The 14,640-nt window shown below is 58.8% G+C and carries 13 protein-coding genes; 5 read left to right on the forward strand and 8 right to left on the reverse strand.

All coding sequences use genetic code 11. The annotated features are described in order from the left end of the window. Positions 1-9 precede the first annotated feature (9 nt). Both sbcD and KVT28_RS07350 read left to right on the forward strand, forming a co-directional pair. Positions 10-1,227, forward strand: coding sequence for an exonuclease subunit SbcD (gene sbcD / locus KVT28_RS07345; protein WP_217547412.1), 1,218 nt, complete (start codon positions 10-12; stop codon positions 1,225-1,227). Next, entirely contained in the window at positions 1,224-4,907 is a 3,684-nt protein-coding gene (locus tag KVT28_RS07350; RefSeq protein WP_217547414.1) for an AAA family ATPase, read from the forward strand. The genes sbcD and KVT28_RS07350 overlap by 4 nt, the downstream gene beginning before the upstream one ends. 101 nt (positions 4,908-5,008) lie before the next feature. Here KVT28_RS07350 and KVT28_RS07355 read toward each other — a convergent pair whose 3' ends face one another. From KVT28_RS07355 to KVT28_RS07365, 3 genes are read right to left on the reverse strand one after another with little or no spacing between them, the layout of a single operon-like run. Beyond that, positions 5,009-5,662: a DUF799 domain-containing protein gene (locus KVT28_RS07355; protein WP_101762457.1), complete on the reverse strand. Its 654-nt coding sequence runs from the start codon at positions 5,660-5,662 to the stop codon at positions 5,009-5,011. Beyond that, positions 5,659-6,018: a DUF4810 domain-containing protein gene (locus KVT28_RS07360; RefSeq protein ID WP_101762458.1), complete on the reverse strand. Its 360-nt coding sequence runs from the start codon at positions 6,016-6,018 to the stop codon at positions 5,659-5,661. Before KVT28_RS07360 ends, KVT28_RS07355 begins: the two co-directional genes overlap by 4 nt. An 11-nt stretch (positions 6,019-6,029) precedes the next feature. Next, positions 6,030-6,707: a CsgG/HfaB family protein gene (locus tag KVT28_RS07365; RefSeq protein ID WP_101762459.1), complete on the reverse strand. Its 678-nt coding sequence runs from the start codon at positions 6,705-6,707 to the stop codon at positions 6,030-6,032. 154 nt (positions 6,708-6,861) lie between these two features. Here KVT28_RS07365 and KVT28_RS07370 point away from each other — a divergent pair, with 154 nt between their 5' ends. Next, positions 6,862-7,281, forward strand: coding sequence for a cell envelope integrity protein TolA (locus KVT28_RS07370; RefSeq protein ID WP_217547416.1), 420 nt, complete (start codon positions 6,862-6,864; stop codon positions 7,279-7,281). Here KVT28_RS07370 and KVT28_RS07375 read toward each other — a convergent pair. Together KVT28_RS07375 and KVT28_RS07380 are read right to left on the reverse strand one after the other, a co-directional pair. Then, complete coding sequence (locus KVT28_RS07375) at positions 7,211-8,302, reverse strand: AraC family transcriptional regulator (RefSeq protein ID WP_210081256.1); 1,092 nt, start codon at positions 8,300-8,302, stop codon at positions 7,211-7,213. The two genes, KVT28_RS07370 and KVT28_RS07375, sit on opposite strands and share 71 nt — an antisense overlap. Positions 8,303-8,453: 151 nt before the next feature. Next, on the reverse strand, positions 8,454-9,458 hold the full coding sequence (locus tag KVT28_RS07380) for a phosphotransferase enzyme family protein (protein WP_192236726.1): 1,005 nt from the start codon (positions 9,456-9,458) through the stop codon (positions 8,454-8,456). A gap of 259 nt (positions 9,459-9,717) precedes the next feature. On the opposite strand from KVT28_RS07380, the gene eat reads away from it, so the two are divergent. Continuing rightward, positions 9,718-11,082, forward strand: a complete 1,365-nt coding sequence (gene eat / locus KVT28_RS07385; protein ID WP_217547570.1) for an ethanolamine permease — start codon at positions 9,718-9,720, stop codon at positions 11,080-11,082. 395 nt (positions 11,083-11,477) lie between these two features. On the opposite strand, the gene mak is transcribed toward eat, so the two are convergent. Next, positions 11,478-12,389, reverse strand: coding sequence for a fructokinase (gene mak / locus KVT28_RS07390; RefSeq protein ID WP_110867766.1), 912 nt, complete (start codon positions 12,387-12,389; stop codon positions 11,478-11,480). Positions 12,390-12,534: 145 nt separating this feature from the next. On the opposite strand from mak, the gene rdgC reads away from it, so the two are divergent. Then, positions 12,535-13,446 carry a recombination-associated protein RdgC gene (rdgC, locus tag KVT28_RS07395; RefSeq protein ID WP_101762465.1) on the forward strand — a complete coding sequence of 304 codons (912 nt, stop codon included), beginning with the start codon at positions 12,535-12,537 and terminating at the stop codon, positions 13,444-13,446. Positions 13,447-13,573: 127 nt separating this feature from the next. Here the strand turns inward: rdgC and ppnP are convergent, their stop codons facing one another. Both ppnP and KVT28_RS07405 read right to left on the reverse strand, forming a co-directional pair. After that, positions 13,574-13,858, reverse strand: a complete 285-nt coding sequence (ppnP, locus tag KVT28_RS07400; RefSeq protein ID WP_101762466.1) for a pyrimidine/purine nucleoside phosphorylase — start codon at positions 13,856-13,858, stop codon at positions 13,574-13,576. 104 nt (positions 13,859-13,962) lie between these two features. Continuing rightward, positions 13,963-14,640 (reverse strand): AroM family protein, encoded by a 678-nt coding sequence (locus KVT28_RS07405; protein ID WP_101762467.1) that lies wholly within the window; start codon positions 14,638-14,640, stop codon positions 13,963-13,965.

The following is a 14,640-nucleotide window of genomic DNA, read 5'->3' on the forward strand; positions in this document are numbered from 1 at the left end:
GGAGCAAACATGCGCATCATTCACACCGCTGACTGGCATCTCGGTCAGTTCTTTTACAGCAAAAGTCGCGCGCGGGAACATCAGGCGTTTCTCGACTGGCTGCTGGACCAGATTGTGCAGCATCAGGTGGATGCGCTGATAATCGCCGGCGATCTGTTTGATACCGGTTCGCCGCCGAGTTACGCGCGTGAAATGTTTAACCGGTTTGTGGTGGCGCTACAGCCAAGCGGCTGCCAATTGGTGGTGCTGGCGGGCAATCACGATTCGGTGGCGACGCTGAATGAATCGCGCGAGCTGCTGGCCTGCCTGAATACGCAGGTGATCACCAGCGCCACGCCGCAGGGCGAACAGCAGGTGTTAACCCTGAAGCAGCGTGATGGCGCGCCGGGTGCGCTGCTGTGCGCCATTCCTTATCTGCGTCCGCGCGACATTCTGCGCAGCCAGGCCGGCCAATCCGGCCGCGAAAAGCAGATCTCACTGCTGGAGGCGATCGAGCAGCATTATCAGCACTGCTTTGCTGCAGCGCAGGCGCAGCGCGATGCGCAGGGCGTTACGCTGCCGATCATCGCCACCGGCCATCTCACCACTGTTGGCGTGACTAAAAGCGATTCGGTGCGCGACATCTATATCGGTACGCTGGATGCCTTCCCGGCGCAGGCGTTTCCGCCCGCCGATTACATCGCGCTCGGTCACATCCATCGCGCCCAGCGCATCGCCAACAGCGAGCACATTCGTTACAGCGGCTCGCCGATTCCGCTCAGTTTTGATGAGCTTGGCCGCGAGAAAAGCGTCTTCCTGCTCGAATTCAGCACCACGCTCGATACCGTTACGCCGCTAACCATCCCGCACTTCCAGCCGATGCAGATGCTGAAAGGCTCGATGGCGGAGATTGAACATCAGCTGGCGCAGTTCAGCGCGAGCGCCAGCGAACAGCCAGTCTGGCTGGATATTGAGATCACCACGCAGGAATATCTCAGCGATCTGCAACGTCGCATTGAAGCGCTCACCGAAAATCTGCCGGTCGAAGTGCTGCTGGTGCGCCGCAGCCGCGAACAGCGGCAGCGCAGCCTCGAACGGCTGGAGAACGAAACCCTGAGCGAACTAAAAGTGGAAGACGTGTTTGCTCGCCGACTGGCGCAGGAAGATCAGCTGGATGCCGGGCAGGCCGAGCAGTTAACGCAGCTGTTCCGCTCCCAGCTTGCCGCGCTGGAGAATCCATCCGCATGAAAATTTTGACGCTACGCTTTAAAAACCTCAATGCGCTGCGCGGCGAATGGTTTATCGATTTCCGTCGCGAGCCCTTTGCCAGCAACGGCTTATTTGCCATTACCGGCGCCACCGGCGCGGGCAAAACCACCTTACTCGATGCGATTTGCCTGGCGCTCTATCATCAGACGCCGCGCCTCGGCACGCTGTCGCAAACCCAGAACGAGCTGATCACCCGCGACACCGCCGAGTGTCTGGCGGAAGTGGAGTTTGAGATCAAAGGCGAAGCCTGGCGCGCCTTCTGGAGCCAGAACCGCGCGCGCGGCCAAGCCGACGGTAAGCTGCAGGCACCGCGCGTCGAGCTGGCGCGTGTGGCCGATAATCAGATCATCGCCGATAAAGTTGGCGACAAGCTGAAAGCGATTGAGACCCTGTCGGGGCTCGATTTCGCCCGTTTTACCCGCTCGATGATGCTGTCGCAAGGCCAGTTTGCCGCCTTCCTGAATGCCAAACCCGGCGAACGCGCCGAGCTGCTGGAAGAGCTGACCGGCACCGAAATCTACGGACAAATCTCGGTGCAGATCTATGAACGCTGGCGCACCGCGCGCAGCGAGCTGGATACGCTGCGAGCCCGCGCCGGTGGCATGTCGCTGCTGGATGAAGCACGCCGGGCAGAATTGACGCAGCAGTTGGCAGAACTTGGTGCGCAGGAGAAAATTCTCAGCGAACAGCTAACGCTGGCGCAGCATCAGCAGCAATGGCTGGTGCAGCAGCAACAGCTAACCCAAGAGCAGCAGCAGGCCGAACAGACGCTGCTTGCCGCGCAACAGGCCTGGCAGCAGGCGGATGGCGATCGTCAGCGGCTGGCGCGCGCCGAACCGGCAGAAAAACTGCGCGAGAAGTTGCAGCAGCGCGAACAGTTGCAGGGCGATCTGCGTGCGCTGGAACAGCAATCGCAGCAGCTGCAAGCGCAACGGCAGCAAGCCAAAACCGCGCTGCAACAGGGCGAAAACCATTATCAGGCCGCGCAGCAGGCGCGTGAACAGGCGTTACAGCAACAGCAGCAGCTTGAAATGCTGCTCACCGAGCAGGTTATCCCGCTCGATCAACGCATCACCACCCTCGCGCAGCAGCTGGATGAACAGCAGCGATTGCATCTGCAGCAGCAACAGGCGCTGCAATCCAGCCAAACCGCACTCAGCCAGCAACAGCAGGTAAGTGAACGTTTACAACAACAGCTGGCGCAGCAGCAGGAATTCCGTGTCCGCGAAGCCGCTGTCGCCCATTGGGGCGCGGAATTAACGCGCTGGCAGGCGGAGATTGCCCGGCTGGATGAGCGCGAGCAGACGCTGACGCAGCTCATCGCACAGCATCAACAGCAGCGCAGCCAGCTGGAGCAGCATCAACAGGCGCAGGCTCAGCGTGAACAGGCGGCGCAACCGTTGCAGCAAGCCGAAGCGCAGGCCGCGCAGCAGCGTCTGCAAGCGGAGCAAGCACTGACTTCACTTGAAGCGGAGATCGGCAGCGCGCAACTGCGCGACGCCCTGACGCAGCATCAAACCCAACGCCCTGCGCGCCAGCAGCTTAACCTGCTCGCCGCGCAGTGGCGCGCGCTGCAACCGCAGCGGTTGCAGCGTCAGCAGAAACTGGCGCAGCTCCAGCAGCAGCATCAGGACGCGGAACAGGCGTTACAGGCGCTGCGCGAGGAGTACAAACGGGAACATCAGGCGCTGCTCGATGTGCGCAAAATCTGCGAGCTGGAGCGCACCATCGCCCAGCTGGCCGACGAGCGCGCTAAACTGCAGCCGGATCAGCCCTGCCCGCTGTGCGGCTCGTGCCAGCATCCGGCGATTGCGCAATATCAGCAGCTTGAGCCCGGTGCCAATCAGCAGCGTTTAACTGCGCTGGAAACGCGCGTGGCGCAGCTAAAAGAGTCCGGCACCGCCAAAGGCGAGCAGCAGAAACTGTCGCTGCAACAGCAGCAGGCGTTGCAGCAGGAGATCAGCGATTACGATCAGCAACTGGCGACGGTGAACAGCCAATGGCAAGCGCTGAGCGGTGAGCTGGCACTTACCTGCACGCTAGAGCAGCAGGACGATTTTGCGCAGTGGCAACAGCAGCAGGATGCGCAGGAGCAGCTGCAGCAACAGCAGCTGCAGACGCGGGAAAACGCCGCGCGTGCGCTGCAGCAGGCGAAGGATGCGCATCTGCAACAGCAGCAGCTGTGGCAACAGCATCAGAATCAGCAGCAGCTGGCGCAGCAGCAGATCGCCAGCACGCAGCAGACGCTGGATGAAATCAGCCAGCGCGAGGCCAGCGAACGCAGCGCCATGCAGCAACTGGCGCAGCAGCTGGAACAGCAGCTGACGCAGCATCAGCTCGTCCTGCCAGATGTCGCTGAGCGGGAAAGCTGGCTGCGCACCTTACAACAACGCTGGATCGCATGGCAGGAAAATGAACGGTTACACGGCGAGTTACAGCCACAGCTGGCGAAAGCCGAAAGCGAGCGCAGCAGCCTGCAGCAGAATCTGGCGCGTGAACAGCAGCGGCTGGATGAGCTGCAGCAGACGCTCAGCACTTTGCAGCAGCAGCGCCAACAGCAGCAACAACAGCGTCAACAGCTGTTTGGCGATCGTCTGGTGGCAGAAGCCCGGCAGCAGCAGCATGCCGCGCTGCAACAGTGTGAACAGGCGCTGGCGCAGCAGCTTCAGCAGTGGCAACAGGCGCAAAGCATGCTGCACGGCCTGAATGGCCAGTGCGAGCAGATCGCGGCGCAGCAACACACCTTACGTGAGCGCGCTGCCGCCGCAGAAAGCGCCTTCCTCGCCGCGCTGCAGCAGAGTGATTTTGACGATGAGCGCGCGCTGCGTGCCGCCCTGCTGGAGGAGCGCGAGGTGCAGCAGCTGCGCCAGCAGTTGCAAACGCTCGATCAGCAGCGCCAGCAGCAGCTCACCCTCAGCGAACAGCTTATGCAGCGCTGGACGGCGCATCAGCAGCAGCGGCCTTTGGAACTTAGCGACGAGATCGCCGCCACGATTCAGCAGCAGTTGGAACAGCTGCGCGTGACGTTACGTGACAATGCCCGTCAACAGGGCGAAGCGCAGCAGCAGTTACACAGCGATGCACAACAGCGTTTGCAGCAGCAATCGTTGCTGACGCAAATCGCCACCGATGAAGTGGAACTGGCGCAGCTGGGGCGTCTGAACGATCTGGTGGGTTCGGCCAAAGGCGATAAATTCCGCCGCTTCGCACAAGGTCTGACGCTCGATCATCTGGTGTGGCTGGCGAACCGTCAGCTCGATCGCCTGCACGGTCGCTATCTGCTGCAGCGCCGCATCAGTGAAGAACTGGAGCTGGAAGTGGTTGATACCTGGCAAGCTGACGCCACGCGCGATACGCGCACGCTATCGGGCGGCGAGAGTTTTCTCGTCAGCCTGGCGCTGGCGTTAGCGCTGTCAGATTTGGTGAGTCATAAAACGCGCATCGAATCGCTGTTCCTCGACGAAGGCTTCGGCACGCTGGATGCCGAGACGCTGGATACCGCGCTGGATGCGCTCGATGCCCTCAACGCCAGCGGCAAAACCATCGGCGTGATCAGCCATGTCGAAGCGATGAAGGAGCGTATTCCGGTACAGATCCGTGTCCGCAAGATGAATGGCCTGGGTTACAGCAAGCTGGAGTTGCCGGGCGATCTCGCTTAAAAACGCACAATTCGTAGCGGCGCAATTTATTGCGCTTGTTAAGGCGGTGCCCATCCGAAAAGAGCGCGATAAATCGCGCCGCTACGATTCACTGCGTTCTTTTAACGCGTACTCACCAACTTATAACGGGGGCCGGCCAGCAAACCGCCCTGCTCGTTCTGCGCCAGCAGACGGGCGCTGGTCACACCGGCGATTGTGTGTGCCTTATCCGATACATTGCTGGCGATCTGCTTAATCGCAGCAGAGACCAACATGCCAATGATACCGCCATTATTGTTGTTGCCATCTTCCGCGTCGCTGGCGGTGGCAATGCCTTGCCACAGCTCTTTACCGCTGCGCAAATCCACCAGACGTGCCGTCGCCGACACCCTGGTCACGCTCTGGATCACCTGATAGCTGCTGCCGTAATCGGTCACTGAAATGTACAGCGCGCTGTCGGCGTGGAAGATGTCATGCAGACGCTGCGGGCTGACAGCCTGAATTTCATGGCCGTTGGTCAATCCGTTCTGCTGGAAGGTTTCATCCACCACCGCCACCGGGAACACGTAATAGCCCGCTTCCGCCAGCGGACGCGTCACCAGCGAGGTGAAGCTGTTCGCCGCGTTCACATCCGGCGCGCGGTTATCCGCAGGCAGCACCAGAATTGAGGCCGGCTTGCTGGCGCGGAAGGCGCTGTAATCGTACGGTTTTTTATGCGCGCAGCCGGTCAATAGCAGCGTGGCCAGCACGCCCAAAGACACAATCAGCTTGTTCACTGGGCAACTCCTTGTTTTTTCTTCATCAGAAAGTCCATATAGGGTGCCGATTCCGGGAACAGCTGCTTCTCGGTGGCAAACTGGCCGAAGGCTTTATCGGTAGCACCGGTTTTGGCGTATAGCAGGCCGAGCTGCGCGTGCAGGCCCGGCGCAACCGGTTTGTTGACCGATTTGGCTTTTTCAATATCCAGATTCAGTGCTTCGATCTGCTTCTGCGGATCGCTATCTTTTTTGTAATAGCTATAGATCTGCTGCTGGTAATCGCCCCAGTAATAGATCGGTTCCGGCCCTTTTGGCGCACAGCCTGCCAGCACACCCGCAGCGATCAGCGCCGCACTCAGTTGCAACCCTTTCATGCTCAATATCCTTATTTCGCCGGACGCCATGCGCCGCTGTTAATGCCATCCACTAAATGATCTACCGCTTCACGAATCGCCAGATCCATCACTTTGCCGTTGAGAGTGGAGTCATAGCTGGCGGTGCCGCCGAAACCGACGATCTCACGCGCTGACAGCTTGAATTCACCCGCGCCCTGCGCGCTGTACACCACTTCTGAGGTGGTGACATCCACCACATTCAGGTTGACTTTGGCATAGGCGATCTGGTTCTTACCGCGCCCCAAAATGCCCCACAGCTGCTGATCGCCCACTTCTTTGCGACCAAATTCGGTGATATCGCCGGTGATGATGTAAGTCGCACCTTTGATGTTCTGCTCGCTCTTCTTAAAGCCGGCTTCCTGCTGCAACTCTTTCAGGTTGCTGCGATCCAGCACGTTGAAGCGATTGGTCTGCTGCAGGTGCGTGACCAAAATGGTTTTCGACTGATTGCCAAGACGATCCACGCCATCGGAGAAGATGCCGTTCATGTACGAGGAGCGGTTATCAAACTGGCCAACCGCAATCGGGCTGCGCACGCCCTGATACGCGGGCTGGCTGGCCGCACGCACCTGTGGCGCTTCAATCGCGCGTGACGATTCGGTCGCGCAGCCGCTGAGCAGCGTGGCGCTTAACAAGGAGAGTGCCGCAAGGGCATATTTTTTCTGCATTTCTAATCCATGAATCAAAAGGAGATAAAGCCGCGAGGCTGCGGCAAATTCTGGTTCTGCCGATAGTCAGAGTAATGCCATAGCATTGGTTGAGTCGGTCTGTAGACTGTCGGCAGTGAGGGAGAGGAACTTTAGTGAAAACACAGGCATATTAATGAATTTAATTAATCGAATGGCGGGATTATTGGGCGGGTTAATGATTATTGTGACGCTCAGCGCTTGTCAGCATTCTCAGCCAAAGCAACAGGATAGCATCGCCAACCTGTGTCAGCCGCAAAGCGCGCCGGGCAGCGCATCCTGCAAGTGGACTGATGAGATGCAGCATCAGCTCAACCAGCATTTCCGCGATGCGCGCCGTTATGCCGGTCAGCAATGTCTGGTGCGGCTTGAGTGGCAAAACAGCGGGCGCTACGCGGTGACGCAGACGCAAGGCGACGAAACGCTGTGCCTGCGCGCCTGGCAGTTGATTGGTCAAAGCAACCATTTACCGCCGCCGCCGGACGCTAGCCAGCCAGCGTGGTTCGGTTTTGCCCCGGCAACGCCGAGCCATCCTGGCGCCACTGGCGCGGGCTGATGCCAAACCAGCGGCGGAAGGCGCGGGAGAAGGCGCTGACTTCGGAATAGCCGAGCAGCAGCGCCATCTCTGAGATCGGCAGCTGCTTCTGTTGCAGATAGTGCGTCGCCATCTCGCAGCGCACCTTGTCCACCAGCGCCGTGAAACTGATGCCCTCCTCACGCAGCCGCCGTTGCAGCGACCAGCTCGACAAGCCCATTTTTTCGGCAATATCTTCCAGCACCGGTTCGCCCTGCATCAGTGACAGATTGACCTGCGATCGCGCCTGCTCCACCACGCTTTGCAGGCTGGCACAACTGTTCAGGCGGCGGATAGCATCCTGCATCACCATCAGCAACATCGGATCTTGTTCCGGCATGCTGCGCAGCAGATCGCGTTTCGGGATCAGTAATGAGTTGAACGGTTGATCAAACCACACCGGCGCATCAAATACTTTGCAGTGCTCGTGCCACTGCTCCGGGCGCGGATGTTCGAAGTGCACTTCACGCGGTGCCCAGTTTTTGCCGGCAACGTGGCGGATCAAGTTGAGGAACATGCCGAGCGTCAGCTCCGCATCCTGACGTCTGGAGAGGATCGCACCGTGGCGCACCTGATAATCGAGCCGCCAGCACTCGCCTTTATCCACCAGCCGCGTCAGCGTGTCGTGCTGATGCCACGGAAAGGCGTTCACCACGTTGTGCAGCGCCTGCTCCAGCGTGGGCGAACAGAGGCCGATATACCCAATCAAGCCTAATGACTGCGGTTTGAACTGCTTGCCGTAATGCAAACCGAAGTTATCAAAACCGGAATGACGCGCTGCCTCTTCCATCACGCGGCAGTAGTTCACCAAACCCAGGCTTAGCGTGGGGCTCGCCAGCAGTTCGGAGTTGATGCCGCTGATGCCAAAAATACGATCGACATCGCCGCCTTTGTCAGTGATAAACCCGCTCAGTCCGGTGGCCGCCGCCGCCAAAACGCCGCGGTTGCTGGCGCTGACGGACAAGGCGCTAAAGGCTTCAGTGGGTGTTATGAGTGATTGCATCGGAACCTCTGCGTGTGGCGCGAGTGAAACAGGTTGAGGATTCCAGCAATATTCGTACCAGGCGGATGATTTGCGGATTTTGTCGCAGGGTCGCCATGAATGGCGACCTTTGCTGCGCCGCGACAGCGCAAAGCTGCTCACTGCTGGTGCATCAAACGCCAACCGGCAGCTGATTGGTTTCCAGATAACGTCGGCAGAGGCGCACCGAGTGATCGGCCCAGCGCGGCCCAAGGCTCAGTGCCATTTCCGTTTCCGCGTGTGATCCCATCCACGCGGTCATCTGAATGCGGCGCTGGATCAGCAGCGTCGGCACCAGCGCCATCTCGTCATCACTGATGTGCGCCACTTTTTCGTAACCGAGGATCCAGTTATCCACCCATTCGGCGGCGCGCGGATGGTGCTCAACAAAACTGATCGCCGCCGCCAGATCGTGCAGATACCAGCCGAGTCCGCAGTCATCAAAGTCGATCACCCGCGTTTCGCCTTTATGCAGCAGCAGGTTGGTCAGACGCAGATCGGCGTGGATCAAACCATAACGATCCGCCCCTTTGCCAAAGCCCTGCAGCTCCTGCCCGACGCGCGCTACCGCTTCGGCGACGATGCCGTGATCGGCCGGATTGAGGTTCGGCGCATCCTGCCAGCGTCCCCAATGGCTATGATCGCTGACCATAGTGTGATGATCCCAGATGATGCGCTGGAAACCGGCCGGTTTCTGCCAGCTGCGGCTGTGCTGGTGCAAGCGCGCGGTGATGTGACCCAGCTGCTGAAACGCTTTGGGATCGACATCGGTGGTGGGCATGTCACCCTCAATCCAGTGGAACAACACGGCGTAGCGCTCGTCGCCGTTTGCCATCAGCAGCGTCAGCACGGTCTCACCCTCACTGGCCGGGATCGCCTGCGGCACCATGATGCCAATGTCACGCAGCGCATCCAGCCACAGCAGCTCGCTCTGAATGTCCGCTTTGCTGTGATAGTTAGGACGATGCAGACGCAGCGCGTAGCGTTTGCCCGCCGCCTGCAACAGGAAGGTGGCATTTTCCGAGCGGCACAGCAGCTTGAGTTCGCCGCGCAGTGCCGCGGGATAACGGGCCAGCGCCTGATGCGCCAGCAGGGTGATTTCAGTATCAGTTAAGGTATCGGACTGTTCGGCACTCATTCATCAATCTCCAGCATCAAGCAAGTGGTATCAGCATGGGATGACGTCGTCCTGACTGCTTGACCGCAGACAACCCAAAGTTGACCGCAGCGTGCATCTGGCACTTTTCTTGCCTTAGAGTTGACCGTGGAGGACAAAACTCACTGCGCCCGCGTCAAGTTTTCCCGCGTCCGGCAGCGGCATTATCACTTCACTGTAGCGCAAAGATAAAAAAGCGCGGTGAAGCTGCCGCACCAACAATGACGACGGGGAGAAGATGATGACGAATAAGCTCAAACCCACGCTGGGCACCCTGCATTTGTGGGGCATTGCGGTTGGACTGGTGATTTCCGGGGAATATTTTGGCTGGAGTTACGGCTGGGGCGTGGCGGGCACGCTAGGGTTTCTGATCACCACCGCGATGATCGCCACCATGTATACTTGCTTCATTTTCAGCTTTACCGAACTGACCACCGCGATTCCGCATGCGGGCGGTCCGTTTGCCTATAGCCGCCGCGCGTTCGGTGAAACCGGCGGCTTGATCGCGGGCCTCGCCACGCTGATTGAGTTCGTGTTCGCACCGCCGGCGATCGCCATGGCGATTGGCGCTTACCTCAACGTCCAATATCCCGATCTCAATCCGAAAACCGCCGCGGTCGGCGCCTATATCGTCTTCATGACGCTGAACATTCTCGGCGTTAAGCTGGCGGCGATGTTCGAATTGGTGGTCACCGTGCTGGCGGTTCTGGAGCTGCTGGTGTTTATGGGCGTGGTGTCGCCGGGCTTCAGCATCGCCAACTTTGCCGCTAACGGCTGGGCGGGCAGCGATCACTTCGGCATGCCGGCGATGTCTGGCATCTTTGCCGCGATTCCGTTCGCCATCTGGTTCTTCCTGGCGATTGAAGGCGCGGCGATGGCGGCCGAAGAGGCCAAAGATCCCAAACGCACCATTCCCAAAGCCTATATCACCGGCATTCTGACGCTGGTGGTGTTGGCGATTGGCGTGATGCTGCTGGCCGGTGGCGCTGGCGACTGGCGCAAGCTGTCGGACATCAACGATCCGCTGCCGCAGGCAATGAAGATGATTGTCGGTGAAAATTCCAACTGGATGCACATGCTGGTGTGGATCGGTCTGTTTGGCCTGATTGCCAGCTTCCACGGCATTATTCTCGGCTATTCGCGCCAGTTCTTCGCCCTCGCCCGCGCCGGTTATATTCCGCAGAGTCTGGCGAAGCTGTCGCGCTTCCAGACGCCGCACCGCGCGATTATCGCCGGCGGTTTGATTGGCATCGCCGCGATCTACAGCGATGGTTTCATTAATCTGCAAGGCATGACGCTGACCGCTGCGATGATCACCATGGCGGTGTTCGGCGCGATTGTGATGTATCTGATGAGTATGCTGAGCCTGTTTAAACTGCGTCGCACTGCGCCAGAGATGGAACGCAGCTTCCGTGCGCCTGGCTATCCGATTGTGCCGGGCATTGCGCTGGTGCTGTCGCTGGTGTGTCTGGTGGCGATGCTGTGGTTTAACCCGGTGATTGGCGGCCTGTTTGTGGCGATTATGGCGGTGGGATATGTCTACTTCCTGGCGACGAAAGCCCAGCGCGATAACGCGCCGCAGGATTCGATGTTAGTGGGTGAGTGAGTGGGTTAGTGCTGGCTGTCCCCCATCCCGGCCTTCCCCCGCAAGCGGGGGAAGGAGACGCTGCCACATGCAGCTTCAGCACTGACATGTGGCAGCATCTTCCTCCCCCATTGATGGAGGTGTGCACGCTGTCCCCCATCCCGGCCTTCCCCCGCAAGCGGGGGAAGGAGACGCTGCCACATGCAGCATCCAAACTCACATATGGCAGCATCTTCCTCCCCCATTTATGGAGGTGTGCACGCTGTCCCCCATCCCGGCCTTCCCCCGCAAGCGGGGGAAGGAGACGCTGCCACATGCAGCTTCATCACTGACATGTGGCAGCATCTTCCTCCCCCATTTATGGGGGAGGACCGAGGAGGGGGAAAGCGAGCACATACAGAGGTGCGTAACAGAAACTACCCTTTCAACGGCCACAACCACGCCGCCCCGCGCACGCCGCTCGAATCGCCATGTACCGCCTTCAGCACTGGCGTTTCACACTCGCGGCCAAACACCCACTGCTTCATCAGCGCCGGCACGGTTTGGTACAGGCGATCGTTGTTACTCATGCCGCCGCCTAACACAATCACATCGGGATCCAGCAGATTCACTACCTGCGCCAGTGATTTCGCCAGACGCATTTCGTAGCGATTCATCGCCAGTTCCGCCACCGGATCCTGCTGCTCAATCAGCTTGATGATCTCCGCGCCTTTCAGCGCTTTACCGCTCAGACGCTGATAATCGATAGCGAAGCCGGTACCCGATACAAAGGTCTCAATGCAGCCCTGCAAGCCGCAATAACAGGGCACTTCCGCGCGGTGGCGCAGTTCATCTTCATCCATCCACGGCAGCGGATTGTGGCCCCACTCACCGGCATTGCCGTTACCGCCAATACGCGACTCACCGCCAATCGCTACGCCCGCGCCCGATCCGGTGCCGATAATCACCGCAAACACCAGCGGCTGACCCGCGCCCGCGCCATCTACCGCTTCGGAAACCGCCAGACAATTCGCGTCGTTGGCAATACGCACGTCACGATTCAGCGCCTGCGCTAAATCCTTATCCAGCGGCTGACCGTTCAGCCAGGTGGAGTTGGCATTCTTCACCCGTTGCGTGTAGGGCGAAATCGTGCCGGGAATGCCGATGCCGACCGTGCCCTGCTGGCCGGTTTTCTCCTCAGCCAGCAGCACTAAATCGACAATCGCCTGAACCGTGGCAGCGTAGTCGTCACGCGGGGTGTTAACGCGATGACGGAACAGCTCCTGACCCTGATCAGACAGTGCAATCACTTCAATTTTGGTCCCGCCTAAATCAATCCCGATACGCACGATTTATTCCTCATTATTCGTTCTGGTGACAAATACAGTAGAAGGCTGAATCGGGAAAGGCAATGAAACCAATCCGATGTTTCGCTATCATGCGCGCTGACTTTGAGACTTGTGCGCCCGATCGCACCCACGGTAAGGAATCCCGATGTTGTGGTTTAAAAATATGATGGTTTATCGTCTGAATCGTGACATTCCGCTGTCCGCAGACGATCTGGAAAAACAGCTCGACGCCTTTACCTTTTCGCCGTGCGGCAGCCAGGATATGGCAAAAACCGGCTGGGTTTCACCGATGGGCAACCGCAGCGAAGCGCTGACGCACGAAATCAACGGTCAGATGGTGATTTGTGCACGCACCGAGCAGAAGATTCTGCCGTCGCCGGTGGTGAAGCAGGCGCTGGAAGCCAAAATCGACAAGCTGGAAGCTGAACAGAGCCGCAAGCTGAAGAAGACCGAGAAAGATTCGCTGAAAGATGAAGTGCTGCACAGCTTGCTGCCACGCGCGTTTAGCCGTTTCAGCCAGACGTATATGTGGATCGACACCGTTAACAATCTGATCATCGTCGACTGTGCCAGCGCCAAGAAAGCCGAAGACACGCTGGCGCTGCTGCGTAAAAGCCTCGGTTCGCTGCCGGTGGTACCGCTGACGCTGGAGAATCCGATCGAGCTGACGCTGACCGAATGGGTGCGCTCAGGTGAGCTGCCAGCCGGTTTTGCCCTGATGGATGAAGCCGAGCTGAAAGCCATGCTGGAAGATGGCGGCGTGATCCGCTGTAAGAAGCAGGATCTGATTTCCGACGAAATCGCTACACACATTGAAGCCGGTAAAGTGGTCACCAAGCTAGCGCTTGACTGGCAGGAACGCATTCAGTTCGTTATTGCCGATGATGCTTCAGTGAAGCGTTTGAAGTTCAGCGACACGCTGCGTGAGCAGAATGATGACATCGACCGCGATGATTTCGCCCAGCGTTTCGATGCCGATTTTATTCTTATGACCAGCGAACTGGCCGCGCTGATCGGCAATCTGGTCGAAGCGTTAGGCGGCGAAGCGAAGCGTTAATCCTCTCGATCCTGATCGCCATTAAGGGTGACCCTACGACAAACCCGCAGGATTTTCGTGGGTCGAGCAATAAAAAAACCTGCGCTTCAACAGAAGTCGCAGGTTTAAGATGTTCTAAAGCTTGAGTTTAGAGGTAGCGGCACAGATAAGAAGAAGGCTCTGCCACCTGCAGATGGAATTCGCTTTGGCCTGGCACGTTGAAGCTGGTGCCGGCTTCGTACCATTTCCACTCGGTTTCGCCCGGCAGCAGCACTTTCAGCGCGCCGCTCACCACCGTCATCTCTTCCGGTTGATTGGTGCCGAAGGTGTATTCACCTTCGGCCATCACGCCAACGCTGGCACGGCCAATGGTCACGCTGTCGAAACCAATGGATTTCACTTTTCCGTCGAAATACTCACTTGTATTGAGCATATTACTTCCTCACAGCACATTATCGTGACTGGCAGATTACTAAGGAACTCGCTGATCTGTCACGCGAATTAGCGCCACAGATCGCAACTTGTGATCTCCCTGCGTTAGACGATCAATTCTGCCGCCAGCTTGGCCACCAGCACGTTCGACAGCAGCACCGGGATACCCAGCATTTTCTGCAGGAAATCGCGGTGCTGCTGGTGATAGCCGATGCAATCCAGCACCACCACATCCGCGCCCTGCTCCTGCAGCGACAATCCCGCTTCCACCAAATCGGCCTGCTCCGCCAGATACGGGCTGGCAACGGCAAAACACGGCGGAGTGATCAAATTGCGCCACTTGTTGGCCTGCTCGGCAATCTGCTCTTCCACCGGCACCACAATCCCGACTTTATGATCTTGCACAATCGCGCGTACCAGCGGTGGGATGATGCGATCGGGCTCCAGCAGCAAAGCGGATTGGGTTTTCAGCGCGCCAAACTCGCCGGTGCACAGCAGCAAAATGGTGTCATAGCCCTGCTGCTCCAGCGCGTTAATCTTACGTTGCAGTCCCAGCTCCACTTTTGCTACGGACAGGCGCACCTGCTCGCCGCTGGTCATACGCGATACCAGCACCTTGTCACCCGGCGCGGGCGCATACTGCAGCTCAACTTCGGCTAGCGTCAGGCCGTCGAGTAAACCGGCATGCGCCACCTGATCGGCGGGCAGATGTTCCAGCAGCAGCGGCAGAATGTCGCTGCGCGGTGATTGACCAATCGTCAGTGTGACCAGGGAGATGTTCAT

It is taken from the genome of Pantoea sp. GbtcB22 (assembly GCF_019091025.1).
Taxonomy (GTDB): domain Bacteria; phylum Pseudomonadota; class Gammaproteobacteria; order Enterobacterales; family Enterobacteriaceae; genus Pantoea; species Pantoea leporis.

Coding starts and splice junctions, on each gene's coding strand:
- sbcD (WP_217547412.1), top strand. CDS start 10: ATGCGCATCATTCACACCGCTGACTGGCATCTCGGTCAGTTCTTTTAC.
- KVT28_RS07350 (WP_217547414.1), top strand. CDS start 1,224: ATGAAAATTTTGACGCTACGCTTTAAAAACCTCAATGCGCTGCGCGGC.
- KVT28_RS07360 (WP_101762458.1), bottom strand. CDS start 6,018: ATGAAAGGGTTGCAACTGAGTGCGGCGCTGATCGCTGCGGGTGTGCTG.
- KVT28_RS07365 (WP_101762459.1), bottom strand. CDS start 6,707: ATGCAGAAAAAATATGCCCTTGCGGCACTCTCCTTGTTAAGCGCCACG.
- KVT28_RS07370 (WP_217547416.1), top strand. CDS start 6,862: ATGAATTTAATTAATCGAATGGCGGGATTATTGGGCGGGTTAATGATT.
- KVT28_RS07375 (WP_210081256.1), bottom strand. CDS start 8,302: ATGCAATCACTCATAACACCCACTGAAGCCTTTAGCGCCTTGTCCGTC.
- KVT28_RS07380 (WP_192236726.1), bottom strand. CDS start 9,458: ATGAGTGCCGAACAGTCCGATACCTTAACTGATACTGAAATCACCCTG.
- eat (WP_217547570.1), top strand. CDS start 9,718: ATGACGAATAAGCTCAAACCCACGCTGGGCACCCTGCATTTGTGGGGC.
- rdgC (WP_101762465.1), top strand. CDS start 12,535: ATGTTGTGGTTTAAAAATATGATGGTTTATCGTCTGAATCGTGACATT.
- ppnP (WP_101762466.1), bottom strand. CDS start 13,858: ATGCTCAATACAAGTGAGTATTTCGACGGAAAAGTGAAATCCATTGGT.
- KVT28_RS07405 (WP_101762467.1), bottom strand. CDS start 14,640: ATGAACATCTCCCTGGTCACACTGACGATTGGTCAATCACCGCGCAGC.